This is a genomic window from Kurthia sibirica (genome assembly GCF_003143975.1).
Lineage (GTDB): Bacteria > Bacillota > Bacilli > Bacillales_A > Planococcaceae > Kurthia > Kurthia sibirica.
In genome coordinates this window covers 1-8311 of record NZ_QFVR01000041.1, presented here as the reverse complement: position 1 = coordinate 8311, position 8311 = coordinate 1, and the positions used below count along the sequence as shown (strand labels likewise).

Here is an 8311-nt window from a genome sequence, read left to right as displayed (position 1 = left end):
ATCACAGTTATCAACAAAGATGAAACTGGTCAAGTAATTAAAGAAGGATCAGAATACAAAGTACTAACTAAAGAAGGCAAAGTACTAGAAGAAAAAGTAGTAGCAAAAGAGGGCAAAATCGTATTAGCGAAATTACCAGCAGGCGACTACCAACTAGTACAAACAAAAGTGAATGGTATTTATGTCTTAAACGACACACCACTAGCATTCACAGTAGACCCAACAAATTGTGACGCAGAATTAATCGTAACAAATGATCATGCAAAATGTGAGATCACAGTTATCAACAAAGATGAAACTGGTCAAGTAATTAAAGAAGGATCAGAATACAAAGTACTAACTAAAGAAGGCAAAGTACTAGAAGAAAAAGTAGTAGCAAAAGAGGGCAAAATCGTATTAGCGAAATTACCAGCAGGCGACTACCAACTAGTACAAACAAAAGTGAATGGTATTTATGTCTTAAACGACACACCATTAGCCTTCACAGTAGATCCAACAAATTGTGACGCAGAATTAGTCGTAACAAATGATCATGCAAAATGTGAGATCACTGTCATCAACAAAGACGTTGATGGAGATCGTATTACAAATGACTCAACATATGATCTATACGTCATTAATAATGATAAAAAATCAAAAGTAAATGAAGAAATAGTAACAGCAAAAGAGGGCAAGATTATTTTACCAAAATTACCAGCAGGCGATTATGAATTAGTTCAAAAATCAATTGAAGGTAACTATGTAGTAAACGAAGAACCACTACTATTCACAGTGGATCCAACAGATTGTGTAGCAGAGTTAGTCGTAACAAATGATTTTGGCAAATGTGAAGTAACAGTTATCAATAAAGATAGCGATACAAATGAAGTCATCACATCAGGTTCAACATATAAACTTTATGCAGTTGATAAAGAAGGTAAGAAAACAGAAGTAACGACTCCACAAGTCATTACTGCAGGAATAGACGGTAAAATTATTCTTCCTTCATTAGAACGTGGAGATTATGTTCTTGAACAAACAGATTCTCCGCAGTACTATGAGGCAGCAAAAGAATTAGCATTTACAGTAAATGCTAAAGACTGTGCAGCTACAGTTAATTTAGTAGTAGAAAATACAATGACTTACTGCCCCGCAACCATCATCCTAGTTGATGAAGAATTGGCTGCAGGTATTGAAGGTGCAGAATTTGTTATTAAAGATGTAAATGGCAAAGAAGTTGGTGACCACTTTACATTCGGTAAGGATGGTAAATTAACAACAGATCCATTACGTCCAGGTACGTATACAATTGAATTAGTATCACCTGTTTCGGGTTATGACATCGCAAAATCAACAACTTTTGTCATCGATGCAACACAATGTGGTGGTACAATCGAAGTGAATATTGTCAACATACCAAATAAATGTGATGTGACACTATTCAATAAAGATACAGATGGCAATGTAATTACAGCTGATTCAGCGTATAAAGTTGTCAAAGTAAATGAAGATGGTACAACAACCGTTATCAAAGAAACAATTAAAGCACAAGATGGTAAAATTGTACTGGATCAATTACGTCCAGGTAATTACCAACTGATTCAAACGGAAGCTCCAGATGGTCACTTCCTACAAAAAACACCTGTTACGTTTGAAGTGAAAAAAGATGAATGTCTTCCAGAACTTTCTATTATTAATGAAGTATGTGATTTTACCATTGTTTATGTAGGTCCTAAAAACAGCAATGCCACTTTCACATTAGTTAAAATAGAAAATAACAAAGAAATAACAGTTCAAAAAGAAGTGACCGTTATAGACGGTAAGTTACAACTTCCAACACTAGTACCAGGCGACTACAAATTAATTCAAAATAAAGTACCAACTGGTTATAATGGCTCTCACAACGTATCATTCACAGTTGCTTCGGGCGTATGTTATATAGCCCCAATTACTGTTGAAAATACGAAAAAACCAGAAGTAAAACCAGAACCAAAACCAGAAGTAAAACCGGAACCAAAACCAGATACAAATGTAGGTGGCGAAACAGATGAATTTATTCCACCAACTACAACAATCCCAGGTAAAAAACCAAACACTGATTATGAAGTCATTGATAAAAATACTGGCAAAGTAGTAGAAGCTGGTAAAACGAATGATCAAGGTGAATTAATCATCGACAAGCTTCCAAAAGGAGACTATAATGTCGTTGAAAAAGGTAAAAGTAGTACAACAATTGTAACGATTGATCAAACAGGTAAAGTTCTTCCACAAACAGGTGAAGAACATACGGTGTTATATGGCTTATTCGGTGGACTTATTCTTGTAATAGGTGCATTTATGATTGGACGTAATCGTCGCCAGCATCAAGCCTAGTAATAAATGAAAAAGTTGTCCAGTATGTCAAAGCACATAATCTTCTAAATGGGGGTTATGTTTTGCTTGATTACTCGGCAGCTTTTTTATTTTGTGATGGATATATTTTTGTTTCTACTAATATATAGTGTTATAGAAATAAAGAAAAAATTTCACCTTGTATGTCAATCCATGACAGTACAAGCGTAGATTCACTGAATTCGGAAAATAAACTATTTAAATCATGAATCTTGCTATTGGTCCTTCACTGTAAAAATAAACGCTTAAATAAGCCAATTAGAAAAGAATTTCATGTTTTTTTAAATGATTCCCTTGAAAGAATAACTGAAAATGAGTAGGTAATTTACTAGTATTGGTAATGTAAAACAGTGATTTGAAGGGCTTTTATTACAAATACTAAGTATGCCAGCTAGTAACAGCTATAATTTCCCATGCGTTGTCATCTCCCTGTAATATTGCCGATATTGAACTGTCACCTGTGTGCAACTTCCACTTGGTATAGTGTTGTTAGTAAGAAACACCGAGGAGGAAATTTCACAATATGAAGAAACAACTTATCGCAATTACAGGTGCCATTGCACTATCAACAGCAGCATTCGCAGGTACAGCGTCAGCCAAAACAGTAACAATTCATGCAGGTGACACTTTATCAGGCTTAGCTCAAACACATGGCACAACAGTGAATACATTAAAACAACTAAACGGTCTGACATCAGACTTAATATATGCAGGCGCACCAATTGAAGTAGGCGGAAGCAATGGGCAAGCTGTACAAAAAACAGCTTACCAAGCACCGGTCCAAAAACAAAAAACGTATAAAGCACCGGTAAAACAAGTGCAAACACAAACAACATACAAAGCACCAGTACAACAAAAGCAAACGTATAAAGCACCGGTCCAAAAACAAGCAACAACAAAAGCGTATACAGGGTCAAGTTCATCAGCAAAATCATGGATCGCGAATAAAGAATCAACAAATAATTACAATGCACGTTCAGCAACAGGCAAGTATATTGGGAAATATCAATTAGATAAATCTTATTTAAATGGTGATTATTCACCAGCAAACCAAGAACGTGTAGCAGACAAATATGTAAAAGATCGTTACGGTTCATGGAGTAACGCAAAATCAGCATGGCAACAAAAAGGCTGGTATTAAGCCTACCGAGTAAATAAGTAAACACCTCAAGCCTATCGCTTGAGGTGTTTTTTTGTCATTAAATTCATTTTTTAATATAGGTTAAGCTATAGAAAGAGCTTCAGCTGATCAGTGAAAAATATTGAATAATAGAGGAATTACAAGTAGAGATTTTAACTAGCATTAATAGTAGCGTATAAGATAGTAATTTATATCAGACTACATAGAAAAAGGAATGAATTTGAATTTTTTCGTTCACTTGCCTTATTATTTTTTAAATAAAATTAAATTTTTAAATAATTTAGTGGTATATAATACCTTATTTTCGTTGTTCTGGTACTAATTCTAAAGTCTTTTTTAAAGCATTTTATAAATTTTAATCCTGTTTTCGTAGGTCTATAAAACTATTTTAAGCGTTTTTTTGTATAATTTATTAAAAAAATGATAATATGGATGTAAGCAAAATAATTACAATTATGTATGTCATTTTACTGTGTTGATAAGATTGGCGATTTATTGTTTTAATTTCATGCCTAGCGTAATGAGATGTTCAATTAATCTTCGATGTATTATTAATGCTTTTTTTTTGCTTATAGATAGAAAAGAGGAGGACAACAAGTGAAAAAACAAATTAGTGTAGCCATACTTTCATTTATGTTAATCATGCAAATTATGGCCAATGGTGTCATGATGCCATTGCAGGCTTTAGCAGCACCTACAAATACAGCGTCTATTGATTCTACGCTCACGCCAGACCAAGTAGTACCTGCTGAAGAAAAATCACAGGACATGTCAACAACCGAAACAACGGTCCCTGTAGAAGAAAAATCTTCTGAAACTGTACAAACGATTGAGCAACAGGTACAACAAAAACCAGTTCAGCAAGAACCGATAGTAAAACCATCTACTACAGATGATCAAGTCACAATAGAACCAGAACTTACTGAACAACAAGCAGTAGAACAACAGCCAGTAAGCAGTAAGATCACAAAAAAATTACTTACTAAAAAAGAATCCCTGCAAAAAGCTGAAAAACCAACTTCAATTATTGAGAAGGTAACAGTAAAGGTAGGAACAGCAGCACTAGAACAAAATCAACTAAATAATGTGAAACTAGAAGATGCTATGTCATTGGATTATGCATTAGCTATCCCATTAAACACATATAAAGCGGGAGACACGTTCACAATTGATTTACCTCAACAATTTAATACGAAAAATATTGACAATGCAACTGGCAATATCGGTGCTTTAGGTACATATGAAATTGTCGGGAATAAAGTGGTTATAACATTTAATAAAAATGTAGAAAATGAAAACGGCACACTTGGTGTAGATGGCAAGTACTATTTATATGCTGGTGTTAAGTTGGAGAGTACATTGACAAGTAATGAGACAAATAGTAGTTCTCAGGAAATTACTATTAATACAATTACTGGTCAAGAAAAATATCCATTACAAATTAAACCTCAAAATACAGATAACACCATAAAGAAAAAAGGCGTTGCTGGTAAATTAGGTGCAGATGGACTATTTACACCAACCATAAAAAATACAGATACTATTTCTTGGGAAGTCACTTTCAATAAATCACAAGATATTTTGAAAAATGCTGTCTTTACAGATACATTTGATGCTACACAATTGGAACTAATCGATGGTAGCTTTAAAGTAACAGAACTAAATATTGCATTGGACGGGACAGTAACAGAGGGCGCTGAAGTTACTGCTGACTTTACAAAAACAACAACAAATACGTGGAAAATTGCTGAAAATTCAACAAAAGCATATAAAATTACGTATTTAACTAAAATTTTAGACAAAACGGAAAGAACATATGTCAATAATGCTTCCTTGAAAGCAGTGAATATGGATAAAAGTGTAACAAGCGCGATTACAGTGGAACGCGAATCATTTATTAAAAAAATAGGGAAAGCAACAGAAACGGGTGCTGATTGGACTATTCAATATAACTATAGTGAATCAGCCCTTTCAAATGCTGTTATCGTCGATAAAATAACAGATAACCATGCTTTTGATCCAGCTTCATTGAAAATTTATCCAGTTGCGATGAATGACAAAGGTCAACTAGTAGCAAGTAATATAGCTTTAGATCCTTCGAAATACACTATAGGGTACACAGCGGGGCCAATTGGATATAACACAATGAATATAACAATTAAAGGAGAGAGCACGTCAGCTTATACTATTCATTATTCGTCAACATTAGTAGATCCTACTATTGCTGTCACGCAACAAATTAAAAATACAGCTACATCAAAAGGTAAAACAACTGGAGAAGTAGGGGTTACAAATCAACAAAGAGCTTTGCTAAAAGGATATCAAGATGTGGATTTCCAAAAACAAGAGATTACATGGAATATCTGGGTGAATGAAAAAAATTATGATATGAAAAATATGATAATTGAAGATACGTTTAAAAATGCTAATTTAAACTATATTGAGGGTAGTGCAAAAATCGATGGTGTGGCAATGACAGCATCAAATGTAACAGTGAAAAAAGACGGTTTAACCTTTACTTTAGGTGACATTACTAAAAAAGTTCATATTATGTATAAAACAAAATTAGATCCAACAGTTAACAAAGATTTTGTGAACCAAGCATCAGCAACATGGACAACAAATGATAAGCCGTACACAACGAATGTTGAAAGTACAGTTAAATTACCTAATTATGTAAAAAACAATGGTTTCAAAGATGGCTCAGTAAAATGGAATGCAGAAAAAAACAAATATATAATGTCTTGGGAAGTTGGATTTAACTATAAATTGCAAGAAGTAAAAGCAGGGACAACGATTACAGATGTTTTTGATCCAGCGAATATGACCTTGCTTACAGATTCATTAAAAATGGTTGAAGTGACAATTGAAAAAGGCGACAAAGGGACCGTAACGGAAGCGATTGTTCCCATATCCAAGTATCGTCTTGTTGAAACAGAAAAAGGCTTTACGATTACACTAAAAGAAGATTTAGATTCTACAAAAGCTTATAAAATCATCTATGATACAAGCGATTCAGATGCTATTTATGATAAGTCATATAAAAATACGATTACTGTAACTTATCCAAATGGTCTAACAAATGATTTTTCGAAAACAATCGATCTTCCAAATGGTGGACAAGGTCTTACTAAATCAGGAAAACAGGTCGGTAAATCACGTACATTTAATTATCAATTAGATATAAATAAATCAAAATCAACTTTGCCAAATGCAGTTGTGCATGATAAATTGTCAACAACTGATGGTGATGCACAGGCAGTTTACTTTATTGCAGAATCATTTGATTTAACAGTCGAAGGTAAAAAAGTAGTATTATTACCAACAACAGCTGACAATAAAACAGCTAGTTTAACAGAGTATTATCTCTATATAAGTGCAGATAAAAAAGAGTTTAAAGTGATTTTTCCAACGAGTTTAACGAGTGAGGCGACCTTGAAATATAATGCTTATTTTGAAGGGGATAAAGGTGCACTATTAAATAATGAAGCACAACTAAACTTTAGTGGTAGCACTGAAACTTTAACAAATAAGGGTACTAAAGAACTGACGTATACTAATAATTCAAGTGCTTCAGCTTGGGGTACTGTTGTGTATAAAGAATTATTTATACAAAAAGTAGATAGTGTAACAGGTAAACCACTAGCGGGAGCAACATTTGAAATTTATAAAGAAGATGATCTGAGTAAAGTCTATCGTATAGGTACAACAGATCGTAATGGTTTGGTGAAATTTGAAAATATTCGATTGAAAGACAGCGGAACAACACCTTATATTGTAAAAGAAACACAGGCGCCAACAGGTTATCTCATTGATCCTGAATATGCTCAAGGTAAGCTTGTTGAATTTTCAATTGAAAACCAAAAAATGACAACACCATTTAAAATTACGAATGCAGCAATTACACCAGAACCAAAGCCAGATCCAAAACCAGATCCGGAACCAGAAGTTAAGCCAGAACCAAAGCCAGATCCGGAGCCAGAAGTTAAGCCAGAACCAAAACCAGAAACAGATGTTGATGGTGAAAAAGAAGAATTTGTACCACCAACACCAGAAACAAATGTCGGTGGTGAAAAAGAAGAATTTGTACCACCAACAACAGAATTTCCGGGTAATAAACCAAATACTGAATACGAAGTTGTAGAAAAAGAAACAAATAAAGTAGTTGCAACAGGAAAGTCAGATAATACAGGGAAGTTAGTTGTTAAAAAACTACCAAAAGGCAACTATTATTTAGTTGAAAAAGGTACAAAGATATATAAATCAGTAACGGTAGGAAAGAATGGTCAAGTTCTTCCACAGACTGGTGAAGAAAATACAGCATTATATAGTCTATTAGGAGGACTTGTTCTAGCGATTGCTGTATTTATGATCGTTCGTTCACGTCGTCAAAAGCAAGCTTAGTTATATCCAAGAGCAATGCTATTTAACTAGAGATTATGTAAATATAAAAATGAGAAACGGCAAAGTGTATAAAGCTGTTTCTCTTTTTTTGTTCTCTATTACTATTTATTGAGAGGTTAAACCAGATGCCCTACCACTTTCACTCGATGCTTCCAAGGGAGTTTTACTTCAACTGATTCCGCAGGACATAGGGGTGCACGTGATCTGTTACGTATAAAAAGCATCACGCCATGAATGAGGGCACTGAAAAAGTCCACTTATGCACAGAAAAGCGAGGACAGGAACGGATTTCGTTCCTGTCCTCGCTTTTCCTCGTAGCCGTTGATTCCGTTCCGGCGGACGCTTTTCGCGGGCACGGCTCCAGCCTTCTCCCTCGCTTCGCTCAGTCCGGGTGCT

Annotated in this window: 3 protein-coding genes; all 3 read left to right on the top strand. The window is 34.4% G+C overall.

The window, feature by feature from the left end; all coding sequences use genetic code 11:
- Positions 1–2352: SpaA isopeptide-forming pilin-related protein (locus DEX24_RS16455; protein WP_146193015.1), on the top strand; the 2352-nt coding region annotated here is incomplete at its 5' end.
- A 541-nt stretch (positions 2353–2893) separates the two neighbouring features.
- Entirely contained in the window at positions 2894–3511 is a 618-nt protein-coding gene (gene apf, locus DEX24_RS16450) for an aggregation-promoting factor (RefSeq protein WP_109307469.1), read from the top strand.
- A 597-nt stretch (positions 3512–4108) separates the two neighbouring features.
- Positions 4109–7915 (top strand): LPXTG cell wall anchor domain-containing protein, encoded by a 3807-nt coding sequence (locus tag DEX24_RS16445; RefSeq protein WP_109307468.1) that lies wholly within the window; start codon positions 4109–4111, stop codon positions 7913–7915.
- The last annotated feature ends 396 nt before the right edge of the window (positions 7916–8311 follow it).